Below are 24,340 nucleotides of genomic sequence, written 5' to 3'. Positions count from 1 at the left end.
TGTCCGTGGTGCGGGTGTAGTCGCCGTTGACGGTCGCGTGCGGCACGGTGGCCTTGAACGCGAACTTCTTGCGGATCCGGGTGAGCTTGTCCCAGGTGAAGCCGACCGAGGTGCGCTGCTGGCTGCCCAGCTCGAACTCGAAGCCCACCGACCCCTGATGCTTGAAGTCGCCCAACCGGGCCTTGACCACCACATCGCCGCTCCAGCCGCCGTGGTCCACGGCCACCCGGATCTCCCCGCCCCGGCTCAACCGGGCCAGCCCCGACTTCAGCGCGAACGGGTCGAGCCGCTGGGCGAGCCGCCCGGCCAGCTCCGTGGGCATCTTCCCCAGGGGCGCCAGGGCCTCCTTGACGGTGGTCAGCACCCTGGTGTCACCGGCGCCGAGGCTGATCAGCACATCGGAATGGCCGATCCGACCCGTGGCCAGCCGCGACGGGGCGGCCACGGCGGAGTCGTCGACGGCGGGCGGCTCCGCCGTGACCGGGCCGGTGAAGACGCCGTTCCTGCCCTGGTTCTCCGCACCCTCCGGGTGGGCGGCGGTGAGCTTGTGCTCCAGCCCGAGTTCGGCCTGCACCCGGACCGACGGCACCAGCACCACGCGGTCGCCGACGGTGAACACCACGTCCAGATCGACCTCGGAGTCGTACAGCTCCTGGGCGCTGCGGAACTTGCCACTGGCGTAGCTCTTCGTGGATTCGCCGCCCCTCCAGCCGTCGCGGTCGCGGATCTCGCCGCTGACCGAGGGGGTGAGCTGGAGGGTGTCCTTGAGCGCCTTGCCCACCCCGTCCTTGACCGCCTCCTCGTGCAGCAGGACCTTGCCGCCGCCGACGCCCTGGAGGCTCTTGCTGTCGGAGAGGAGACGACGCTCCGACTCGAAGGTGCTGCTCTCCCGCACGGTGTTGAGGTCGGCCTCGCCCTGCTGCCGCTTGTGCGCCATCCGCTGCACGCGGGCGACGACCGAGATGTGCACGTCCTTCAGCGGACCCGAGGTCACCTCCTGGGTACGCAGCTCCACCTTGCGGGTCATCGCGGTGAGATGGGCGGAGACCGCCGAGTGCGAGAAGGTCTGCAGGACCTCCTCGCGGACCTCGCGCCACGGCCCCTCGCCGCCGAGCAGCTCCGGGCCGATCCGGTCCAGCTCGGCGTGGAGCGGCGCGATGTCCCGCAGGTCGCGGACCGTGGTGGTGTCGGGCAGGCCGGTCTGCGCGGCGTTCGTGCTCCAGACCTCCTTGGGCGGGCTCGGATACGTGACGGGCTGGGCGGCGGCCGCCTCGCCCGGCGTCATCTCACCGGTCTCACCGGTCTCACCGGTCTCACCGGTCTCGCTGATCTCGCTGGTCTCGCTCGGCACGTGCTGGGTCGAAGCCGACGGGGCCGGGTGGATCTCGGGCAGCTCGATGTCGGTCGGCTCCATGCCGACCGGCGCCTGCGGGGTCGCCGGCGGCTCGGCCTGCTCCGACTCGGTGTGCTCCGACTCGTTCGCGAGGTGTGGCGGCTCGTCGGGCGCGGTGAAGACGGGCGGTGCGGAGCGCTGGTTGGTCACCGGATCGACGGTGAACTCGGCCGGCCTGGTCTCGTTCTGGTCGATGACCGCCCGGAAGCCCAGGGTGGCCCGCGCGTCGCCGCCACCGGTCTCGACCACACCGAACCGCGAGGTCTGCCGGAACTCGATCTGCAGCTTGGCCGTGCCCTCGAAGACCACGGCAGAGGACTTGGTCTTGCTGGTGAGGGAGAGGTCGTCACCGGTGCCGTTCAGGCGCACCTTGTCCCGGCCGAACTGAGCACCGCCGGTGGCGCCGCCGGTCCCCGTGCCCTGGTAGCCGTTGCCGCCGGCGGGCAGCGGGACCTGGAGCGTGTCGCTGTCCGTGACCTGCTCCGTCTGCGAACGGGAGGTGCCGGTACCGACGTTGAACTCGGTGGTCGGGAGCCGGTCCACCGGCGCCATCGTCCTGACCGTCGCCCGCTTGAAGGTGATCACCGAACTCGGCCGGTTGAGCCCGGCCCCTGCAACGCCTCGGTCGCCGCCCGGCAGCAGGCCCTGGACGTCCCCGGGCAGCCCGGCCATCCCGTCCTTGCCCAGCAGGGCGGGCCCGACCAGCTCGACGGAGAGCTCCTGCCCCGACATCAGGCCCTTGAGCTCCTGGTGCAGGGTGACGAGGTCGACCTCGTCGATCAGCTTGGCCTTGAGGTCGGTCCACTGGTTGCCGAAGAACTCCCGGGCCTGGGTGTCGAACTCGGCGACGAAGTCCTCGATCTGGCGCTGCTCGGGTACCTCGGCCTGGGTGATCTCGGGCTCGGTGCCGGTGGTCTCGGGACGGGACCTGGGGATCCAGACGTTGCTCACGATGTGCTGGCCGGCCAGCCGGAGCTGGGTCGCGACCTGGTCCGGCACGTGAACGTGCAGATCGGGTTCCTGCTGCCGCGCCGACGTCTCACGGACCGGCACAGCCACCTGGCCGGAGAGCTCCAGCGGCTCCCGACCAGTCGGCGCCACCTTCGTGGGGACGCCGAAATGGTGGGAGTCGAGGAAATCCACCGAGAGCCTGAACGTGGTGTCGAAGAGCGCGGCCGGCTCGACGGTCTTGCCGCGCGCGATGGTCCGGCTGACGTCGACACTGCTCCGGCCCCGCATCCAGCCGTGCTGGTAGGCGAGCGCCTCGGTCAGGTCGCCACTGCTGCCGAACTTGAACTTCGCCTGCCCGCCCAGACTCAACTGCCAGAGCCGGTCACCGGTGACACCGACCGAGGACTGCTGCTCCGAGCCGTACTCGAACTCGAACTTGTCGACCGTCTCGGCGTACTCGCCATGCTCCACAGCGGCCCGCACCCGCACCGTGCCGGACCAGTCGCCGGCTGCGAAGGGCACGTACCAGACATCGCCCCGGGAGAGTGCGGACAGCTTCGGCTGCAGGGTCTCGCTGCCGAAGAGGCTCTGGGCCAGGGTCCGGGCAGCCAGTTCGTCTCCGTGCAGAGCCCGGGTGAAGCGGTCGGTGAGCTCCGTCAGGACCCTGGTCTCGTCGTGGTCGAGGCCGAGCAGCACGTCGTAGGCGGCGAGCTGGTGCTCCCTGAAGCGCTCGGGCGCCTCGGGGTTGGGGGCGGGGGCGACCGCAGGCGCGGTGTGGGCCACCTGGTCGTGGGGAACGGCCGGGGGCTGCGGAACGGTGAGCTGCTCGTGCTCCTGGGGCTGAACCTGGGCCTGGGAAACGGGCTGCTCCGGCGCCTGCGCCTCGACCTGGGCCTGGGCCTGAGGAACAGGCTGCTCCTGCGTGTCCGCCTGGAGGTGGGTATGGGTCTGCTCCTGAGCGGGCTGCTGTCCCTCGGTGGAGAGCTGCTGCTCCGGCGACCAGGTCGGCTCGGTCAGCGGGTCAAGATGCGCCACCGCCGGATCCACCAACGGCCGCGCCAGATCAGGCTGGGACTCCGACTGCTCGCGCTCCTGCTCCTGCTCCTGCTCCCGTTCCCGCTCCGGCGACCAGGTCGGCTCGGTCAGCGGGTCAAGATGCGCCACCGCCGGATCCACCAACGGCCGCGCCAGATCGACCGGCGGGTCGGTGTGCTCGTCTCCAGTGGCGTCGGCCTTCTCCGCGACCGCCACGGTGCCGTGGTCGGTTCCCTGTCCGCCGGAAGGGACCGCCTCAGGCCGGGGCACCGGGCCGGCGGGCAGGGGCGGGGGCGGCAGCAGGGGCCCGAAGTCGTCGTCCGAGAGGGCATCCGAGTCCACCTCAGGAATGGTGCCCAGGACCAGGGGGAGCTCGTGGTCCTCGTTCCCGTCGTCGAACTGCCGCGTGTACTCCTCCAGGTCGAAGTCGTCACCCTCGATGGCACGGCTCGGCTCATCCACCTCGCCGTAGACGGTCCACTGGCCACCCGCCTGCTCGGGCTCGACGATCCTGGTCGGCGTCCACTGCAGTCCGCGCCTGAACAGCAGCTCGTGCTCGCTGGGGATCTGGGAAAGCTCCTCCAGGTACGCCGCTCGCACGCCCTTGGGCACGCGAAGGTGCAACCGGATCGGCTTCTGGGCGAAGGCGGCCGCCAGTTCACCACCGACCTTCGCGGAGATGTAGGTGACCTCTCTGACAGGCTCACCCACCCGCAGGTCCTGCGGCTGAAGGTGGTTGCCCATGTCCTCGGTTCCCCTGGTGACCACGAGCTCCACCGGGACGGGGGACTGCGAGATGGACTCGTTGAGCTTCTTGAGCAGCCACTTGATTTCCACGCCGTCGGGCAATTCGCCGATGTGGCCGGACGCCTCACGGACCCGCTGAGCCGCCTTGAGCCGGCCGTAGCCCAGCCGGGTTTCACTGTTCAGCTTCGTGTAGAGGTGCAGCACTTGCCGGTGTTCCAGAGGCAGCCCGGCAGAGAGGTCCTTCAGCTTGTCGAACACACTGTCCAGGGGCTCGGCCTCGCTGGGGTGATCCCAGCCGAAGAACTCAAGCTCCGCGTACCGCTCCCGGAAGTCGTGTGGCAGCGCGGCGAACTGATCCTGCGTCAACCCGAAGCCGTCGCGGAAGAGCTCTTCGGCCATATCACGACTGGCGAACGAGCCGGTGCCCCAGGTCGCCGGGTCCAGCAAGGAAGGATCAACAACGGGGTTATCGAGCTTGGGCGGGGGCGGCAGCAGGGGTTCGAGGTCCGGCTGCGGGTCCTGGTGCTCCGGCGGCCGGGGGGTGTTGTCGTCCCTGCTCGCCACAGGGGTAGCGGGTTCGGTCTGGTGCTCGTTGAAGAGGGTCTGCGCGTACGCGTAGGACTCGGTCTCGCGCTGGGTCTCCTCGACCGGGTTGGACTTCTCCGGATGGAACGCGGCCGGGTCCTTGCCGTAGAGCCTCTCCAGCAGCGGCAGCAACGCCGGCTCGTTGTCCTCGACCCACTCCCGCCCGTTGTTGCGGACCTCCTCCGTGAACGGGTCCTTGCCGTGGTTGGTCCCCAGATAGGCATTGGTCAACTGCGCGAAGAACTCGAACTCATCACGTGAGCTGTAGTTCGTCGGCCCCGCCTCACCCTTGCCCGCCGCCCGCAACGGACCATCCGGCCAGACCGCCGACGCCCCCGCCTTCCCCTTCGCCTCGAAGACCCCCTTGATCAGGGCCTGGTCATCCTCGGTCACACCGTGCAGATGAACGGCATGCGCCAACTCATGCGTCGTCGTCGAGTACCCGTCCGGGTAATGCGGCTGAAGACCGATACCGGTGTGCTCACCGGTCAGGTTCTCCTCCGTGATCGCCGTGATCCGACCACCCAAACCACGGACATCGTCCAGCGACCGCCCGCCACCAGCCTCACCACCGAAACGCTGACCCTGATGGCTCAGCAACGCCTCCACACTCGTCATGGAATGGTCCTTCGGAACCACCACGATCTGCACCCGGCTGGCCAACAGCCGCTCGGCCGTCTGCGGATCCCGCAGCATCCGCTCGACCTGCGCATACGCCTCCACCCGCGAGGAGACCGGACGATCCGCCCGAGGATCCACATCCACCAGCAGACGCGCCACACCATGGACGAAATCCTCATCCGACAGTCCACGCAACTCCGCCACGAAATCCCGATCCCGCACCAGCCAACGCCGACCCTGCGGCGACAACCGCGCGAACACCGACTCCCGCTCCACCGGCGACATCCCCGACAACCGCCCGACCACCGCATCCACCTCAGCCGGCCGCTCACCCACCCCATCCACCGCAGACGGAACAACCGGCGCATCGGAACGGCCCGCAGACAGCCCGGTGGCCGCCGCCGGCGGCGGCGGGGAAACGTACCCGCCATCGGAGTACATCTCCTCATCGCCGTCGTCGTAGTACTGCTCCTCGTGCGTCAGCTCCACCGTCCCGTAGACGGTCCACTGCTTGTCCGCGGGAACCTCGTTCGGATCCCCCGTGTGCGGAGCCGGATCCAGCGGACGCACGATCCTCGTCGGCGTCCACCGCAGCCCCGCACCGAACAGCAGCTCACGCTCCTCAGGCACCTCCGAGGCACCCTCGATAAAAGCAGCCCGCTTGAACTGCGGAACACTCAGATGCAGCCGAATCAGACGATTCTCGAAAATACTGTCCGGCAGATCACGACCGACGATCGTCGAGAGGAACGTGACCTCCTCGACCGGCACACCCACCCTCAACGTCTCCGGACGCTGACGATCCCCCACATCCTTCGTCCCCCGACCCACCACCAGATGCTCCGCCACCGGAGACTGGGAGATGACCTCATCGATATGGCCGATGATGCGCTGGATCTCCGGACCGTACTCACGATCCGCAATGTCGAAGGACGGATCACCCGCGTGACGGAACAGATCCCGCTGCGCCTCCTTCACCTGGTGATACGTCAGCGAAGGCTGCTCCTCACCATCCTCCGCCTCAGCCGGCTCCGTGTAGAAGCGCAGGTCACGATAGAGCTCCGGATTCGCGCGCAGGAGGTCGCGGAGGTCACTCTTCATCCCCTCCAGCGCCACCTCCATCACAACCTGGCGCTCCTGGAACTCCTCCTCCGTCCCGAAGAACTCACGCTCCGCATAAGCAGCCTGGAAATCATGGGGCATCCCGTCGAACTGCTCCGACGTCAACTCCCAACCCTGATCCAGAAAATGATCAGCGATCACATCCTGAGCGAGATCCTCCGGCCAGTTGTGCGGGTTGAGCCAGGCCGGCGGGGGCGGCGGAAGCAGCGGCTCCGAGCCGTGGTCAGGACCCGCGGGCGGCGGCGGTGCGAGGTAGCCACCGCCGGACGACATCTGCTCATCGCCGGAGTACATCTCCTCATCGTCGTGGGACGCGTACTCATCGCCGGAGTACATCTCCTCGTCGCCGGAGTACTGCTGGTCCACCGATTCCTTCTCGGAGAGATCATCCGAGTCGACGTCAGAGATGTTGTCCAAGTCCAAGGGGAGCTTGTGGTCCTTGTTCGACTGGACCTGCCGCTTGTACCCGAAGAGGGGGGCGCCGTCACCCTCGATTTCATGCGTCGGCGGATCCACCTCGCCGTAGACGGTCCACTGGCCACCGTCGTGCTCGGGCTTGACGATCCTGGTCGGCGTCCACTGCAGGCCGCGCCCGAACAGCAGCTCGCGCTCGTCGGAGAATTTGGAGACCTTCGCCATGTACACCGCTCGCACGCCCTCGGGTACCAGCAGGTGCAGCTGGATCTGCTTCTGGTCGAAGGCCTTGGCCAGTTGGTCACCGATCTTCGCGGAGACGTAGGTGACCTCCCTGACGGGCGTGCCCACCCGCAGATCCTCCGGCCGCAGGCGGTCACCCACGTCCGTGGTGCCCCTGGTGACCACGAGATCCGCCGGGACGTAGGACTGCGAGATGGACTCGTTGATCTTCTTCATCAGCCACTTGATCTTCGCGCCATCATCCAGGTCACCGATGTGGCCAGACCTCTCACGGACCCGCTGGGCCGCCTTGAGGTCGTCGTAGCTCAGCCGCTTGTCACTCTTCGCCTTCGTGTAGAAGTACAGCGCTTGCCGGTGCTTCAGAGGCAGATCGGCGGTGAGGTCCTTCAGCTTGTTGAAAACGCCCTTCCCGGGATCGGCTTCGTCGGCGCGATCCTCGCCGAAGAACTCCAGCTCCGCGTACCGCGTCTGGAATTCGTGCGGCATCGCGGCGAACTGATCCTGCGTCAGCTTGTAGCCGTTGTCGATGAAGGCCTCGGCCATATCACGGGCCTGCGGGCCATTCCACTCCACGATGTCCAGGAAATCTTGGGAAACGGGGTTATCAAGCTTGGGCGGGGGCGGCAGCAGGGGTTCGAGGTCCGGCTGCGGGTCCTGGTGCTCCGGCGGCCGGGGGGTGTTGTCGTCCGCGCCCGCGACCGTGGTGGTGGTGGTGTCGGTCTGGTGCTCGTTGAAGAGGGTCTGCGCGTACGCGTAGGACTCGGTCTCGCGCTGGGTCTCCTCGACCGGGTTGGACTTCTCCGGATGGAACCCGGCCGGGTCCTTGCCGTAGAGCCTCTCCAGCAGCGGCAGCAACGCCGGCTCGTTGTCCTCGACCCACTCCCGCCCGTTGTTGCGGACCTCCTCCGTGAACGGGTCCTTGCCGTGATTGGTCCCCAGATAGGCATTGGTCAACTGCGCGAAGAACTCGAACTCATCACGCGAGCTGTAGTTCGTCGGCCCCGCCTCACCCTTGCCCGCCGCCCGCAACGGACCATCCGGCCAGACCGCCGACGCCCCCGCCTTCCCCTTCGCCTCGAAGACCCCCTTGATCAGGGCCTGGTCATCCTCGGTCACACCGTGCAGATGCACGGCATGCGCCAACTCATGCGTCGTCGTCGAGTACCCGTCCGGGTAATGCGGCTGAAGACCGATACCGGTGTGCTCACCGGTCAGGTTCTCCTCCGTGATCGCCGTGATCCGACCACCCAAACCACGGACATCGTCCAGCGACCGCCCGCCACCAGCCTCACCACCGAAACGCTGACCCTGATGACTCAGCAACGCCTCCACACTCGTCATGGAATGGTCCTTCGGAACCACCACGATCTGCACCCGGCTGGCCAACAGCCGCTCGGCCGTCGCCGGATCCCGCAGCATCCGCTCGACCTGCGCATACGCCTCCACCCGCGAGGAGACCGGACGATCCGCCCGAGGATCCACATCCACCAGCAGACGCGCCACACCGTGGACGAAATCCTCATCCGACAGTCCGCGCAACTCCGCCACGAAATCCCGATCCCGCACCAGCCAACGCCGACCCTGCGGCGACAACCGCGCGAACACCGACTCCCGCTCCACAGGCGACATCCCCGACAACCGCCCGACCACCGCATCCACCTCGGCCGGCCGCTCACCCACCCCATCCGCAACGGACGGAACAACCGGCGCATCGGAACGGCCCGCAGAGGACCCAGGAGTCACCAGGTGCGCGGTGCCCGCCGGCGGCGGCGGGGAAACGTACCCGTCATCGGAGTACATCTCCTCATCGCCACTGTCGTAAGAGGACTCCTCGTGCGTCAGCTCCACAGTCCCGTAAACGGTCCACTGCTTGTCCGCGGGAACCTCGTTCGGATCCCCCGTGTGCGGAGCCGGATCCAGCGGACGCACGATCCTGGTCGGCGTCCACCGCAGCCCCGCACCGAACAGCAGCTCACGCTCCTCAGGCACCTCCGAGGCACCCTCGATAAAAGCAGCCCGCTTGAACTGCGGAACACTCAGATGCAGCCGAATCAGACGATTCTCGAAAAGATTGTCCGGCAGACCACGACCGGCCATCGTCGAAAGGAACGTGACCTCCTCGACCGGCACACCCACTCGCAACGTCTCCGGACGCTGACGATCCCCCACATCCTTCGTCCCCCGACTGACCACCAGATGCTCCGTGACCGGGGACTGCGAAATGACCTCGCTGATACGGTCGATGACACTCTTGATCTCCGGACCGTACTCACGATCCGTGATGTCGAAGGACGGATCACCCGCATGACGGAACAGATCCCGCTGCGCCTCCTTCACCTGGTGATACGTCAGCGAAGGCTGCTCCTCACCATCCTCCGCCTCAGCCGGCTCCGTATAGAAATGCACGGCATCATAGAGCTCCGAATTCGCGCTCAGGAGATCGTTCAGCTCACCCCCCATCTCCGCCAGTGCCGCCTCCTCCACGACCTGGCGCTCCTGGAACTCCTCCTCCGTCCCGAAGAACTCCCGCTCCGCATAAGCAGCCCGGAAATCATGAGGCATCCCGTCGAACTGCTCCGACGTCAACTCCCAACCCTGATCATGGAAGACATCAGCAGCCTCAGCCCCCGTACGCCCACCCCAACTCAACGGATCGAGCGCACCAGCCGGAGGCGGCGGCGGAAACAACGGCTCCGAACCACGGCCAGGACCCGCCGGCGGCGAAAGCATCTCGAACATGTCGTCGTGGTCGAGGTCGTCGTCCGATCCCGTCTTGGAGAGAACGTCCGAGTCCACGTCAGAGACGCCGCTCAGGTCCAGATCGGACAGGTCGTCCCCGCCCCCGTGGAACTGCCTCGTGTACGTCGCAGCGTCGAAGTCGTCATCCTCGACAGGACGCCTCGGCGGATCCACCTTGCCGTAGACGGTCCACTGGCCACCGTCGTGCTCGGGCTTGATGATCCTGGTCGGCGTCCACTGCAGGCCGCGCCGGAACAGCAGCTCGCGCTCACTGGGGAAGACGGAGACCTCTTCCAGGTACGCCGCTCGCACGCCCTCGGGCACCAGCAGGTGCAACTGGATCTGCTTGTCCGCGAAGGCGGGGTCCAGTTGGTCACCGATCTTCGCGGAGATGTAGGTGATCTCCTTGACCGGCGTGCCCACTTGCAGGTCTTCCGGCCGCAGGCGGTCACCCACGTCCGTGGTTCCCCTGGTGACCACGAGATCCGTCGGAACGTAGGACTGCGAGATGGACTCGTTGATCTTGTTGATCAGCCACTTGATCTTCCGGCCGTCATCCAGGTCGCTGATCGAGCCGGACTGCTCCCGGTACCGCTGGGCCTCCTTGAGCTGGTCATAGCTCAGCTCGGTCAGGCTCTTCGGCTTCGTGTAGAAGTGCAGCGCCTGCCGGTGTTCCAGAGGCAGATCAGCGGTGAGGTCCTTCACCATGTCGAGCACGCCCACCGGGGGCCTGGCCGCCCTGTGGCGCTCCGAGCCGAAGAACTCCAGCTCCGCGTAACGCTGCTGGCCGTCGTGCGACAACAGGGTGAACTGATCATCCGTCAGCTTGTAGCCCTCACCGATGAAGTATTCGGCCATCACACGACCAAGGTGCGGCTGGTTGACCCACCTCCCCGGGTCCAGCAAGGAGAAGTCATCAAGGGGTCGCTCGAGCAGGGGCAGGGGCAGGAACGGGGGCGGCAGCAGGGGTTCGAGGTCCGGCTGCGGGTCCTGGTGCTCGAGCGGGTGGGGGGTGTTGTCGTCACTGCTCGCCGCAGGGGTAGCGGGTTCGGGTTCGGTCTGGTGCTCGTTGAAGAGGGTCTGCGCGTACGCGTAGGACTCGGTCTCGCGCTGGGTCTCCTCGACCGGGTTGGACTTCTCCGGATGGAACCCGGCCGGGTCCTTGCCGTAGAGCCTCTCCAGCAGCGGCAGCAACGCCGGCTCGTTGTCCTCGACCCACTCCCGCCCGTTGTTGCGGACCTCCTCCGTGAACGGGTCCTTTCCGTGATTGGTCCCCAGATAGGCATTGGTCAACTGCGCGAAGAACTCGTACTCATCACGCGAGCTGTAGTTCGTCGGCCCCGCCTCACCCTTGCCCGCCGCCCGCAACGGACCATCCGGCCAGACCGCCGACGCCCCCGCCTTCGCCTTAGCCTCGTAGACCTCCTTGATCAGGGCCTGGTCATCCTCGGTCACACCGTGCAGATGCACGGCATGCGCCAACTCGTGCGTCGTCGTGGAGTACCCGTCCGGGTAATGCGGCTGAAGACCGATACCGGTGTGCTCACCGGTCAGGTTCTCCTCCGTGATCGCCGTGATCCGACCACCCAAACCACGGACATCGTCCAGCGAGCGCCCGCCACCAGCCTCACCACCGAAACGCTGACCCTGATGACTCAGCAACGCCTCCACACTCGTCATGGAATGGTCCTTCGGAACCACCACGATCTGCACCCGGCTGGCCAACAGCCGCTCGGCCGTCGCCGGATCCCGCAGCATCCGCTCGACCTGCGCATACGCCTCCACCCGCGAGGAGACCGGACGATCCGCCCGAGGATCCACATCCACCAGCAGACGCGCCGCACCGTGGACGAAATCCTCATCCGACAGTCCACGCAACTCCGCCACGAAATCCCGATCCCGCACCAGCCAACGCCGACCCTGCGGCGACAACCGCGCGAACACCGACTCCCGCTCCACCGGCGACATCCCCGACAACCGCCCGACCACCGCATCCACCTCAGCCGGCCGCTCACCCACCCCGGAGTCCCCGGTGGGCGCGGTGGAATGCGAGACGGCCGGCTCATCGGAACGGACCGCGGACAGCCCGGTAGCCGCCGGCGGAGGGGCGTACTCCTCCTGGAGCTCCCGCTCTTCCGGCGAGAGTTCCGCGCGCCCGTAGACGGTCCACCGCATGGCCTCCGGAACCTCGAACAGATCACCCGTGTACTCGCCCTGGTGGGCCGGGTCGGCGGGGGGAACGATGATCTCCGGTGTCCAGGCCAGGCCCCTACGGATCAGCAGCTCATGCTCGTCCGGACTGTCGGAGACGCCCTCGACGAAGGCCGCCTTCAGACCTTCGGGAAGACGAAGATGCAGCTGCACGAGCTGACCGGCGAAAGCCCCGGGCAGCACGGTGCCCACCGACGTGGACAGATACGTCGGCTCCTCGACCCGCACACCCACCTGAAGAGCCTGCGGCGCCAGCCCGAGCCCGACAGCACTGGTACCCCGGCTGACCACCAGCTCCTTCGTCACCGGACACTGGTCGATGCCGTCATCAAGCTTGGTGATGATGCTGTCGATCTCCCCGGCGCGCGGACCCTCGATGGGCACGCCATTGGCGAGCCCACGCAGCGCCGCGTTCACCTGGTAATAGGTCAGCTCGTCCTCATACTCGCCCTCCCCCGACTCACTCGGCTGAGTGTAGAAAGCCAGCACCGCCCGCTCATCAGAATCCAGAGGCATCTCCGTGACGAGATCCCGCATCGTCGCGAGAGCCTCATCGAGCTCGACAGCATGCCTCGGATTGGCCGTCTCCGGACCCAGGAACGCGTACCGCGCCTGGAAAGCCACGGGCATCTGCTGGAACTGGTCCCGCGTCAACTCCCAGTGCTGCGCGCTGAAGACATCAGCGATCTGGGCCTTCGGGACATCACCGGGCCAGTTGTCCGGGTTGAGCCAGGCTGCTGGGGGCGGTGGGGGCAGCAGGAGTTCGGGCGCGGCGGGCGGCGGCGGGAAGGACTCATCGCCGGACGACGTGTACTCCTCGTCGGAGGGCATCGCCTCGTCGTCGGAGTGCACCTCCTGCTCCGGAAGGTGCGCGTGGCCGTAGATGGTCCACTGCTTCTCCGCCGGGACCTGCAGCGGGTCACCGGTGTGCGGCATCGGGTCGACCGGGCGGACGATCCTGGTAGGTGTCCAGATCAGGCCGCTGCCAACCAGCAGCTTGTGCTCGCCCGGACTGTCGGGGTGCTCGCCGAGGGAAGCCGCCTTCAGGCCTTCGGGAAGGCGAAGGTGCAGGCGGATGAGGCGCTGACCGGCAGCCCCGTGCAGTTCGGTGCCCACCGTGGTGGAGAGGTAGGTGACCTCCTGGACCGGAACGCCGACTTCGAGGTGGTCCGGCGGTATCTCGCGTCCGACGTTCTCGGTGCCCGTGCTGACCACCAGTTCCTTGGTCACCGGGCACTGGTCGATGCCTTCATCGAGGTTCGCGATGATGTTCTTGATGGCTTCGGCATGCGGGCCGCCGACGGGGCGGCCGTCGCCGATCGCACGCTGTGCGAGCTCGACCTGGTCCCTCAGCCTCCGCTGGCTCTCCCCTTCACCGGCCGTGCCCGCTCCGGTGTAGAGGCGCAGCGCGGCAGCCAGCTGGGGTTCTACCTCCAGCTCCGCGGCAAGACCCCGCATCTCCGCAAGCGCCTCACCGAGGTCGACGGCGTGCTTCGGGTTTGCCGTGTCCGGAAGCAGGAACTCGTACCGCGCCTGGAAGTCCTCGGGCATGTGCAGGAGCTGCTCCCACCTCAACCCCCAGTTCTGCCGACTGAAGTGATCGGCGATCTGGGCCCCCGAAGCGTCCGGGGGCCAGTTGTGCTGGTCGAACGCGACTGCGGGGGCCGGCCGGGTGAGTTCTACGGTGCCGTAGATGGTCCACTGCTTCGTGGCGGGGACCTCGTTGGGGTCTCCCTCATGGGGGCTGGAGTCACTAGGCCGGACGATCCGGGTGGGTGTCCAGCGCAGGCCGCTCGCGAAGAGCAGCTCGCGTTCTTCGGGGAGCTCGGAGATGCCCTCGAGGCGAGCGGCTCGCTTGAACCGGGGGACGCTCAGGTGCAGGCGGATGAGGCGGTTGTTGAAGAGGTTGTTGGGCAGCTCGCGGCCGACCATGGTGGAGATGTAGGTGACCTCCTCGACGGGTGTGCCCACCCGCAGCGTCTCCGGGTGCAGGCCGAGCCCGACATCCTTGGTGCCCCTGCTGACCACCATGGTCTCGCGGACGTAGGAGCGGGAGATGGCCTTGTCGATGTGGGTGATGATGCGCTGGATCTCCGGGCCGTGTTCGCGGTCCGTGATGTCGAGGTTCGGGTTGCCGGCGAGGTCGCGCTGGGCGTCCTTGACCTGGTGGTAGCTCAGTTCGGTCTGGACCTCACCGTCCTGGTTCGCAGCCGGCTGGGTGTAGAAGTGCAGGTCTTCATGGATGTCCTCGTTCGCGGAGAGGAACGTGTCGAGCTCGCGCCCCATCTCCGCGAGTCCGTGTTCCACGGTGACCTGGTGTGCCTGGTAGGTCTCCTCCGCCCCGAAGAACTCCCGCTTCGCGTAGGTCTTCTGGAATGCGGGGGGCATCGCGTCGAACACCTGCGGGGTGAGCCGGATCCCCTGTGCGGCCATCTCCTCCCCGTGCTCGGCGGCGGAGGGCGGAGTCGGCCGCTGGGGGTACGGGCGGAAGAGCGGCGGGGGCGGCAGCAGCGGCTCGGAGCCATGGCCGGGGCCTGCGGGCGGCGGCGGCAGCTCGGGCTCGTGCCCCTCGTCCGGGTCCGCCTCGGAGAGCGTGTCCGACTCCACGTCAGAGGGGTTGTCCAGGTCCAGATTGGACAATTCGTTCAAGTCCGCGTGGAACTGCCTCGTATAGGTCGCAGGGTCGAAGTCGTCACCCTGGTCGGGACGCCTCGGCGGATCCACCTCGCCGTAGACGGTCCACTGCTCACCCTGGTGCTCGGGCTGGACGATCCTGGTCGGCGTCCACCGCAGTCCGCGCCGGAACAGCAGCTCAAGCTCCTTGGGGAAGGCCGACACCTCCTCCAGGTACGCCGCCCGCACGCCCTTGGGCACGCGAAGGTGCAGCCGGATCTCCTTCTCCCTGAAGGCGCCGGCCAGTTCGTCACCGACCTTCACGGAGATGTAGGTGACCTCCCTGACGGACGTGCCCACTTGCAGGTCCTCCGGCCGCAGGCGGTCACCCACGTCCGTGGTTCCCCTGGTAACCACGAGATCCGCCGGGACGTGGGACTGCGAGATGGAATCGTTGATCTTCTTGAGCAGCCACTTGATCTGCGCGCCGTCCGGCAGTTCGCCGATGGAGCCGTCCTGCTCGCGGTGCCGCTGGGCCGCCTTGAGCTCGAGGTAGCTCAGCCCCTTCTGCCCCTGCGTGTAGAAGTACAGCGCCTGCCGCTGCTCCTTGGGCAGCGTGGCGGTGAGGTCCTTCAACTTGTCGAACACAGCCTCCGGGGGCGTGGACTCCCGGTGGCGCTCCCAGCCGAAGAACTCCAGCTCCGCGTACCGCTCCCGGAAGTCGTACGGCAACGCGGCGAACTCGTCATGCGTCAGCTTGGCGCTCTGAAGGACGAAAGCCTCGGCCATCTGGCGACCCGACATGCCGAACCAGTTGTCCGGGTTCAGGTAGGCAGCAGGAGCAGTCTGAGTGAGCTTGGGCGGGGGCGGCAGCAGGGGTTCGAGGTCCGGCTGCGGGTCCTGGTGCTCCGGCGGCCGGGGGGTGTTGTCGTCCCTGCTCGCCGCAGGGGTAGCGGGTTCGGGTTCGGTCTGGTGCTCGTTGAAGAGGGTCTGCGCGTACGCGTAGGACTCGGTCTCGCGCTGGGTCTCCTCGACCGGGTTGGACTTCTCCGGATGGAACCCGGCCGGGTCCTTGCCGTAGAGCCTCTCCAGCAGCGGCAGCAACGCCGGCTCGTTGTCCTCGACCCACTCCCGCCCGTTGTTGCGGACCTCCTCCGTGAACGGGTCCTTGCCGTGATTGGTCCCCAGATAGGCATTGGTCAACTGCGCGAAGAACTCGAACTCATCACGCGAGCTGTAGTTCGTCGGCCCCGCCTCACCCTTGCCCGCCGCCCGCAACGGACCATCCGGCCAGACCGCCGACGCCCCCGCCTTCCCCTTCGCCTCGAAGACCCCCTTGATCAGGGCCTGGTCATCCTCGGTCACACCGTGCAGATGCACGGCATGCGCCAACTCATGCGTCGTCGTCGAGTACCCGTCCGGGTAATGCGGCTGAAGACCGATACCGGTGTGCTCACCGGTCAGGTTCTCCTCCGTGATCGCCGTGATCCGACCACCCAAACCACGGACATCGTCCAGCGACCGCCCGCCACCAGCCTCACCACCGAAACGCTGACCCTGATGACTCAGCAACGCCTCCACACTCGTCATGGAATGGTCCTTCGGAACCACCACGATCTGCACCCGGCTGGCCAACAGCCGCTCGGCCGTCGCCGGATCCCGCAGCATCCGCTCGACCTGCGCATACGCCTCCACCCGCGAGGAGACCGGACGATCCGCCCGAGGATCCACATCCACCAGCAGACGCGCCGCACCGTGGACGAAATCCTCATCCGACAGTCCGCGCAACTCCGCCACGAAGTCCCGATCCCGCACCAGCCAACGCCGACCCTGCGGCGACAACCGCGCGAACACCGACTCCCGCTCCACAGGCGACATCCCCGACAACCGCCCGACCACCGCATCCACCTCGGCCGGCCGCTCACCCACCCCATCCGCAACGGACGGAACAACCGGCGCATCGGAACGGCCCGCAGACAGCCCGGTGGCCGCCGCCGGCGGCGGCGGGGAAACGTACCCGCCATCGGAGTACATCTCCTCATCGCCGTCGTCGGAGTACTGCTCCTGGAGCTCCCGCTCTTCCGGCGAGAGTTCCGCGCGCCCGTAGACGGTCCACCGCATGGCCTCCGGAACCTCGAACAGATCACCCGTGTACTCGCCCTGGTGGGCCGGGTCGGCGGGGGGAACGATGATCTCCGGTGTCCAGACCAGGCCCCTACGGATCAGCAGCTCATGCTCGTCCGGACTGTCGGAGACGCCCTCGACGAAGGCCGCCTTCAGACCTTCGGGAAGACGAAGATGCAGCTGCACGAGCTGACCGGCGAAAGCCCCGGGCAGCACGGTGCCCACCGACGTGGACAGATACGTCGGCTCCTCGACCCGCACACCCACCTGAAGAGCCTGCGGCGCCAGCCCGAGCCCGACAGCACTGGTACCCCGACTGACCACCAGCTCCTTCGTCACCGGACACTGCTTGATGCCCTCATCAAGGACGGTGATGATGCTGTCGATCTCCCCGGCGTGCGGACCCTCGATGGGCACCTCATTGGCGAGCCCACGCAGCGCCGCGTTCACCTGGTAATAGGTCAGCTCGTCCTCATGCTCGCCCTCCCCCGACTCACTCGGCTGAGTGTAGAAAGCCAGCATCGCCCGCTCAGCAGACTCCGGAGGCATCTCCATGACGAGATCCCGCATCGTCGCGAGAGCCTCATCGAGCTCGACAGCATGCCTCGGATTGGCCGTCTCCGGACCCAGGAACGCGTACCGCGCCTGGAAATCCACGGGCATCCGCTGGAACTGCTCCCGCGTCAACTCCCAGTGCTGCGCGCTGAAGACATCAGCGACCCGCGCGTTCATACGCCCGCCCCAGCTGTGCGGGTCGAGCGCACCAGCCGGAGGCGGCGGCGGAAAGAGCGACTCCGAACCATGGTCGGAGCCAGCCGGCGGCGGCGGAAGCAGGGGCTCGCCGCCCTCCTCCTGGTGCCCGTGCCCGACCCCGCCGGCGGTGGCCGACATCCGGTCCAGCGCCTCGGTGATCATCTCCGTGTGGACCCGCAACTCCCCTTCCAGCTGCGGGACCAGCTCGTCGGCCTTGACCAGCAGCTCGGCCTGCTGCTGCTCGGGCCGGTCCGCCGGCTCCTTGCCGTCGATGAGCGGCTTGAGGGCCTCGTGCTCGCCGAGAATCGGCGGGAGCTGCTCGAGCGGTCCTTCCAGCAGGTCCTTGACCTCAGCCGAGAGCGCCTCCCGCTGCTGCGGCACACCGTCGTGCTGCCGCAGCACGTTGATCAGCGGGTGGGTCGGACCGGCGTAGATCTTGAGGGCCTCGACGTGGGCGACGCTCAGCTTGTCGACCAGTCGCTCGGCAGTCGCGTTGTTCTGCTCGAGCCAGCTCCGCTCGCTCGGGTCCGGGGTCACTGATTCGAGGCGATCCCAGATCTCCCGCAGCTCCGACGGCTCGGGCTCGCGGTAGTTGTCGAGGCTGCGCTCGTGCGGGAGCAGCTCCAGGTAGGCGGCTTCGTGCGGCAGCATCGTCTGCAGTTGCTGGCGGATCTCGGCTTCCGGGATTCCCGGAATGTGCCGGTACATGGTCGCCGCGTCGGTCAGTGCTTCCTCGGGCATCGGCGGCAGCTCGTCCAGCAGTTCGGCACCCTTGAGGATTTCGAAGAGGGAGTGGTCACCGAGCGGGAGCATCCAGCCCGTCAGGGCGAGGATCATGTCCTCCGACGACGTGTCGGGGACGTCGGCCAGGCGGAACGCGTTGAGCATCCGCGCGGTGGTGCCCGAGTAACCGGATTTATCCGGATTCCCGTTCCTCTCGTAATTCTTGCTGTACCAGCTGGACCTGCGGTTGAGCATGTACAGCATGTTGCCCGTCTTCCACTTCAGACCTTCCGGGTCCTTCTGGAAGTTGGTCTCTCGACCGGAGAGCGGCATGCTGATGGCGATCTCGTGCAGCGGAAGCGGCACGAGATCAAGCTGCCCCATCCGGTTGGTGGAGCTTCGGTGGTACTCCCAGGCGAGTTTCACCGGGTCGGCCGACTGCTTGACGATGGTGCCGGGAGCGAAGAAGTCCTTGTCGAAGAACCATTTCAGCCCGTCTCCGAAAACCTCGTGGTTCCGCACGCTTCCGAGGATCGTGCGCGGCGCGTCGTTCAGGAATTCCGCCTCGCTGCGCAGCAGCTGGTGGTCTATCCCGAGTTCCTCGGCTCGCGCGTAGTTGCCGCTGTCCGTGATCTCGTTCAGCAGCGACTTCAGGCTGTGCGGGTCCTTCCCGTTCCCGTAGGCAGCGTTGTAGAACGCGGTCATCTGCTCACGCAGGTTGCCCGACTCCACCAGCTCGTGGAACTCCTCCAGCGTGAGGTCCTTGCCGACCTGCCCAGCCGAGGTGGTTTCGTCACTCAGGAAGACGCGGTAGACGTCCTCGCCCGTCGGGTCGTTGTGCGCGACCTTGAGGAGATCGTAGAGCCGGGAGAGGCTGCGGCTGGCGGCCTCCTTGGCGCGCAGATGGTTGTACGCGTGGACGCCGACCTTCATCTCGAAGTCCGAGGCGAACTTCTGGTATTCGTCGGTGCCGTAGAGCTTCAGCTTGCCCGGTCCGAAATGGACCGCATCACCGGTGGGGACCTCACCGGTGTCAGGGTTCCTGGGCATGTCCTTCGGGTCGTCCACCGCGCGATAGTGCGAAGGGAGTTCGGGGGTGACCACGTTGACCAACAGCCCGTCGGATTTGAACTCCAGCCAGTCGCCGACACCGGAGACCACCGGGTTCCCGCGCTCGTCGAAGCCGAAGTGCTTCGCCACCACCAGGTCGCCGGGGCCCCCGTCCTTGCCGGGCACGAACCAGACCGGGCCGTCCGCCGCGAGTGCGGTAACGGCGTGTGCGGGCGCGCCCGAGTCCGCATCGGGCTCGGCCAAGCCGTCGACCACCTGACGGACGTAGTCCGCTTCGAGCTCGTCGGCCAGACCGCAGGCGACGAAGCGGATCGGCTTCTTGCCGTCCCAGCCGTCCTCCCGGAGCGCCTCCGCGCGCAGCTTCTCGATCATCTCCTTGGGAGAGAGCCCGGGACCGTCGGCGCGGACCGCCATCGCGACGACGAAATGGTCATCGTCCTTCGGGAAGCCGGCCAGCGCCTTCTCCATCCGGACACGCTCGCCCGGGGTCATGTCCGGGTGCGGGATCCACAGGCCGACGTGGGGCCAGGAGGCCTGATGCGCCGGCGGGGCGGCGTTCAGCACATCCTCGATCACGGCGGCCTGGTCCGCGTGCGCGGGGTGGGCAGCCTGCTGATCGGTCTGTTCGTGGGCGGTCTGTTCGGTCGGACCGTGCTGCTCGGGGGTGGGGGGAAGCTCCTTCTCCGGGACGGGAGGAAGCTCCTTCTCGGGGAGGCCGAAGGTGTTCTCGTGCGCCGCCTCGTGCGCCAGCCAGTGGGCCGGGTCCAGATCGGACGGACCCCACACCTTCGCGTACTGCTCGAAGAAGCTGTCGCGGTACTCCGCCTTGAGTTCGGCGATCCCGGCACCGTCCAGGCCACGCCCGCGGGCCCAGCCGTCGAACTCGAAGGAGGCGTCACGCAGCGCCCACGTCACCTCGGGCTCGAACTCGATGTGCCGGATCAGCGACTCCTCGACCTGCCCACGGCCTGCGTCCCACTTCCCCAGGTTCTCCGCCAGGCGCTCGCCCACCAGGTCATCCGGCTCGCCGAACGCCTCGTCGAAGGCCTTCAGCTGCCGCTCGGCGTACCCCTCAGCCACCCGGTCGACCGCCGACCGGGCAGGGGCGAGCCAGTTCCCGGATCGCTGGCGATCGTCAACAGTCCGACGGACCTTCGCCCTTGCCCCCGCAGCGAGCACGGCGCGGGCCGCCTTCAGCGTGATCCGGCCCCGGAGAGCGGCGAGGTCGCTGATGTCGGCCAGCGCCCCTTCCGGGTCGGCCGCACGGTCCAGCTCCCCCTGCAGGTCACTGCCGACCTCCGCCAGGACCTTCCGGACCTCCTCACGCGTCAGGACGACCGACCCACCGTCCAGGCCGAGCCCGGCGGCGACCCTGGGGTCGAGCCCGCCGGGACCTTCCGGCCGCCAGGTCTCGAAGGCGTTCCCGACTGCGGCGACCACCGCCGCGGCCCGAGCGTCGCGCACCTGCTGCTCGGCCTGTGGGGCAGGAGTCGGGGCCGGGGCCTCTTCCTCTGGTACCTCGGTGCGGGACGAAGCCGGCCCCACCGGGTCGGCGAGCCTCTTGGCGTAGTCCTCCTCGAGGCCGCGCCGGGCCAGCTCCCAGGTCGCCTCACGCGGGTCCCGCTGCTCCAGCACGGGGCCCGGGACGGTCCACGGAGGAAGCGGAGGCAACGCACGCTCACCCTCGGCGGTGGCCGGGTGCTCCTCCCGGAGGCCGAAGGTGTTCTCGTGCGCGGCCTCGTGCGCCAGCCAGTGGGCCGGGTCCAGATCGGACGGACCCCACACCTTCGCGTACTGCTCGAAGAAGTTGGCGCCGTACTCCTCCTTGAGTTCGGCGATCCCGGCACCGTCCAGGCCACGCCTGCCGACCCAGCCGTCGAACTCGAAGGAGGCGTCACGCAGCGCCCGCGTCACCTCGGGCTCGAACTCGATGTGCCGGATCAGCGACTCCTCGACCTGCCCACGGCGGGCAGCCCACTTCCCCAGCTTCTCCGCCAGGTCAGAGCCGACCAGATCATCCGGCCCGCCGAACGCCTCGTCGAAGGCCTTCAGCTGCCGCTCGGCATACCCCTCACCCACCCGGTCGACCGCCGACCGGGCAGGGGCGAGCCAGTTCCCGGATCGCTGGCGATCGTCAACAGTCCCACGGACCTTCGCCCTTGCCCCCGCGGCGAGCAGCGCGCGGGCCGCCTTCAGCGTGATCCGGCCGTGCAGCGCGCCGGGGGCCCCGATCTCGGCCAGCACCTTCTCCGGGTCGGCCGCACGGTCCAGCTCCCCCTCCAGGTCACTGCCGACGTCCGCCAGGACCTTCCGGGCCTCCTCGCGCGTCAGGACGACCGACCCACCGTCCAGGCCGAGCCCGGCGGCGACCCTGGGGTCGAGCCCGCTGAAGCCTTCGAGCCGCCAGGTCGCGAAGGCGTTCTCGACCGTGGTGGCCAACGCCCCGGCCCGAGCGTCGCGCACCTCCTGCTCGGCCTGCGGGACAGGAGTCGGGGCCGGGGTAGCACCAGGGGCGTCCTGCTCCGGTACCTCGGCGCGGGACGAAGCCGGCCCCACCGGGTCGGCAAGCCTCTTGTCGTAGTGGTCGTGAAGGTCACCGAGGGTCTGCGTCCAGACCGCGTTACGCGGATCCTCCTGCTCCAGCAAGGGGCTCGGGACGGTCCGGGGCGGGAGCGGAGGCAGGGCCTTGTCGAGGGACTCGTCCGGCAGCGGAGGCAACGGACGGTTCTCGGTGTGGACGCGCGTGGGCGCGGCCACGGGACCGCCCGCGAGGGCCCCGGCAGCCCCGGCCGTCGCGAGTTCCTCGGGCGGGCGGACACTCGCGCCGGATTCCGACGGACTGTTCTCGGTAGGGACGGGCGCGGGCACGGTCACGGGACGGCCCGTGAGGGCCCCGGCAGCCCCGGCCGTAGCGGTTTCCTCGGGCGGGAGGTCACTCGCGCCCGGCTCCGACGGCAGGTGCTCCGGCTCGACCGTCAGTTCCGTGGTCGCCCCGTCCCCGCCGCCCGACGACACCGTCGAGACCTGGCGCGGCGCCTGGACCGACTCCCCGGTGGAGGTGCTCGACGAGCTGGATGAACTGGACGAGTTGGACGAGCTGGACGACGAGCCCTCGGACTCCTCACTCTGGCCACCGACCACCTTGATCGGCGCCTTGCTGGGCGTGGTGTTCGGCGTGGTGTTCGGCGTGGTCTTGCCACCGCCGGACTCCGTCTCCTGCGACTCGCTGGAGACCGTGGGCGTGCGGGTCGGCTCGCTGAGCTCCGACACGTCGGGCGCACCGGCGCCGGTGTACTTCGGACGGCGGATCAGCAGTGGGGTGGCGTGCCCGGTGAGGTTCGAGGCCAGGGCCAGCAGCACGCGCCCGCTCCACGGCGGGTAGTACTCCGACAGGCCGAGGTCCGCGGCCTCCTGCGCGCTGAACTTCGCGGACTCCGCCCGGTCCCACTTGGCGACCAGCGCCTGGTACTCCTCCTGGAGCGGTTCGACCGCCATGTGTCCGATGTGACCGAGCGCGCCCATCGCGACACCGGCGAAGAAGGTGTCGGCGGTGACCGAGAACGAGTGGCTGTCGTCGAAGATCAGGTTGTAGAAGCCCTCGGTCAGGATGTTGTGAACGCCACCCTTGAGGTAACCGCCGATCCCCTCGCCCAGCTTGAAGAGCACCTGGTGGAACGTCTGGGGGGCGAGCTTGCCGGCGAGGCCCATCACCTCTTCCGACATCTTGAAGATGATCTCGCGGTGCGTCTCCAGCTCCGCCAGCTGCTCCACCGTCAGCTCGGCCGACTTCTCCATCGCCTTCGGCAGCACACCGAGGGCCTTCTTCAGGAGGTCGATGACGGCGAGCTGGTCGACGGCATAGCGGGCGTCGTGCGCGGCCAGGGACCTGGCGAACTTCAGGCCGGCCGTGCGGGCCGCGTTGCCCAGGGCCTTCTTGGCGGCGTCCTCGGCGATCTCCTTGGCGGCGTCCTCACCGAGCTCGCGGGTCAGGGACGAGTTGAGGATCCCGCCGAGTCGCTCCTCGAAGAGGGAGCCCATCTCTTCGGCGAACTTGTCGACCTTCGACAGCTTCTCCGCCCCGTCCTCGGCCAGGCTCTCGGCGACCTCCTTCTCGAAGCCCTCGAGCCCGCCCTCGCCCTCCTTCTCGAGCAGGTTGAGGCCGTCCTCCAGGAGGTTCTTCTCCTCCCCGTCGACAGCCTCCGCCGCGAACTTCTCGGCGTCCTTGATGGCGTCCTTGAGCGCGCCACCCGCCAGACCCTCGATGTCCTTCGCCAGGATGTTGCCGATCCCGCCGCCGAAGATCTTCCCGAAGAGCTTGCCGAAGCCGAACCCGAACAGCTCCAGCGGGCCGGCCAGCAGACCGTTGATCGCGCCGAACTCCAGGCCCTGCAGGGTGGACTTCCAGTCCCAGCTGGTCTTGTGGTGCTCTCCGATCTGGATGCTCTGGATGATCACGTCGAGCAGCAGGCCGCCCGTGATGCTCAGGAACTCGTGCAGGATGATCTGCCTGATCAGCCAGCCGAAGAGCTTCTTGATGAGCTCGGCCGCCAGCAGCTCCTCGGCCAGGATCGCCGTCAGCGAGGTGCCGAAGGTGATCGGCCCCAGCGCGATCGCCCAGGCGATCTCGGCTGCCAACTGGACGAGTTGGGCGATCGTCATCCACTTGGTGTACTCGACCTGGTTGGCCACCTGGTGGGCGAAGTCGGCGAGTTGCTTCGCGGTGGAGCTGGCCGATGTCAGGTAGTCGGTGCCACCGGTGTTCCCGATCACCTTGCTCATCTGCCCGGTGAACGCGTTGGCCGCGGTGCCGGAGAAATGGTTGCCGGCGTCGGTCACCAGGCTGCTGAAGTAGTCTCTGACGGAGAGCAGGTCATCGCTGATGGTCTGGTAGTCGTCACCGGCGGTGCGGAGCATGTCCTCGTCGGACTGGGGCCACTTCATGCCGGTCAGGATCGAGAAGAGCTTGGCGACTCCCTCGGGAAGAATGATCGACAT

Annotated in this window: 1 protein-coding gene (running past one end of the window); it reads right to left on the bottom strand. The window is 67.7% G+C overall.

Annotated elements, in window-relative coordinates:
* On the bottom strand, nucleotides 1-24,340 hold the 5' portion of the coding sequence (locus tag OG403_RS28540; RefSeq protein ID WP_329569261.1) for an ADP-ribosyltransferase. The gene continues 4,547 nt to the left of window position 1, outside the view; the window shows 24,340 of its 28,887 coding nt (coding positions 1-24,340); it begins with the start codon at nucleotides 24,338-24,340; its stop codon lies beyond the left edge, outside the window.

The sequence above is a fragment of the Kitasatospora sp. NBC_01266 genome (assembly GCF_036242395.1).
GTDB lineage: Bacteria > Actinomycetota > Actinomycetes > Streptomycetales > Streptomycetaceae > Kitasatospora.
This window is presented reverse-complemented; position numbering and strand designations above follow the sequence as displayed.